The sequence below is a fragment of the Dietzia sp. DQ11-44 genome (genome assembly GCF_014145205.1).
Classification (GTDB): domain Bacteria; phylum Actinomycetota; class Actinomycetes; order Mycobacteriales; family Mycobacteriaceae; genus Dietzia; species Dietzia natronolimnaea.
The window spans coordinates 1-1,864 of the sequence record NZ_JAALEC010000549.1; the positions used below are offsets into that span (position 1 = coordinate 1).

The 1,864-nt window shown below is 71.3% G+C and carries 2 protein-coding genes; one reads left to right on the forward strand and one right to left on the reverse strand.

Annotated features, from left to right (window positions below):
* Positions 1–639, reverse strand: a 639-nt coding sequence (nth, locus tag G6018_RS13275; RefSeq protein WP_241732103.1) for an endonuclease III, incomplete at its 3' end; no start/stop codon positions are given.
* Between the two features lie 416 nt (positions 640–1,055).
* Here nth and G6018_RS13280 point away from each other — a divergent pair.
* The gene (locus G6018_RS13280; protein WP_179524412.1) at positions 1,056–1,760 is read left to right on the forward strand and encodes a Crp/Fnr family transcriptional regulator; all 705 of its coding nucleotides are present in this window, start codon (positions 1,056–1,058) and stop codon (positions 1,758–1,760) included.
* Positions 1,761–1,864 lie beyond the last annotated feature (104 nt).

Below are 1,864 nucleotides of genomic sequence, written 5' to 3' on the forward strand. Positions count from 1 at the left end.
CACGAGGCGGGCGGCGGCCACCGGATCGAGCGGGCCGGCCTCGCCCGCGGACGGGCAGTCGTCGACCAGGACACACGCCCCGCAGGCCGCGGTCCTCGCGTGACACACCCGTCGGCCGTGGAAGATGATCCGGTGACTGGCGTCGGTCCATTCCGCGCGCGGGAGCAGCCGCGCCACCTCCCGCTCGATGCGGACCGGGTCGGTGGCCTCGGTCCACCTCCAGCGCGCGACCAGGCGCATGAAATGCGTGTCCACCGTCAGCCCGGGCACGCCGAACGCGTTACCGAGCACCACGTTGGCCGTCTTCCGCCCGAACCCGGGGAGGGTGACCAGGTCCTCGAGCCGACGCGGCACCTCGCCGTCGTACCTCTCCACCAGCGCCGCGCCCAGACCCTGGATGCTGCGTGCCTTGTTGCGGTAGAAACCGGTCGGACGGATCAGCGCCTCCAGCTCCTCGCGGTCCGCGCCCGCGTAGTCCGCGGCCGTGCGGTACCGGGCGAACAGGGCGGGCGTGACCTCGTTGACCCGCTTGTCCGTGCACTGCGCGGACAGGATCGTCGCGACGCTCAGCTCGAGCGGGTCGCGGAAGTCCAACTCGCAGTAGACGTGCGGGAACGCGCTCTCGAGGGTGCGGAGCATGCGCCTGGCGCGGCGGGTGCGCCCGAGGTCGGTTTCCACCCCCCTCGCGGCCACCCCTCGTCTGCGGCGCTTCGTGGAAGCTGGAGCGGGGTCGGGCATGAGTCCACATTACGGCCCGGACCACCCTCGGGTGCGCCGGCCCGCGCGTGCGCGCCGGCCCGCGGGGGTGTTTACTCGGGGTCATGCAGGGAATCCTCGTCGTCCTGGTCCCGGTCCTCCTCGCCGGCTTCGCCCTCCTGATGGACAAGTTCGAGGCCGCCATCCTGGCCGAGCCGGAGAAGATCGAGACCTGACCCACCCCGGTCGCCGCGCGTTGGTCACACCTGGGGCACCGGAACGGCTACAGTGGCTTTCGCCACACGCACGCCATGGCGCGGACCTCGCTCGTCCGCGCCCGAACGGGAGGGTCACAGACTGTGACGATAGATCGCCGCACGGACCAGTCTGCCGACGACGTACTCACCCGGGCCGGCATCTTCCAGGGTGTCGAGCCCGCGGCCGTCTCGGCGCTGCGTGCCGACCTGACCCGCGAGGAGTACTCGAAGGGTGATGTGATCATCCGCGAGGGCGAGCAGGGCGACAGCCTGTACATCGTCACCTCCGGCAAGGTGAAGCTCTCCCGCAAGGCCCCCGACGGCCGCGAGAACCTGCTGTCGATCCTCGGCCCGTCGGACATGTTCGGCGAGCTGTCCATCTTCGACCCGGGCCCGCGGACCTCCTCGGCGGTCTGCGTCACCGACGTCTCCGTCCAGGCCATGGACCGCTCCGCGCTCAAGCGGTGGATCTCCGAGCGTCCCGAGATCTCCGATCAGTTGCTCCGCGTGCTGGCCCGCCGCCTGCGCCGCACCAACAACAACCTGGCCGACCTCATCTTCACCGACGTCCCCGGTCGCGTGGCCAAGGCGCTGCTGCAGCTGGCCCAGCGCTTCGGCACCCAGGAGGGCGCCAACATCCGCGTGACGCACGACCTCACGCAGGAGGAGATCGCCCAGCTGGTCGGCGCGTCCCGCGAGACCGTCAACAAGGCCCTGGCCGAGTTCGCTCACCGCGGCTGGCTGCGGCTCGAGGGCAAGAGCGTCATCATCTCCGACACCGAGCGCCTGGCCCGCCGCGCCCGCTGAGCTGAGCCCCGCCGGCCCCGTCGGCCCCGTCGACCCGGCCGACCTCGTCGACAAGAGCGTTCCGCACACATCGCCCGGGAGGCGGGTGTGCGGAACGCTCTTGT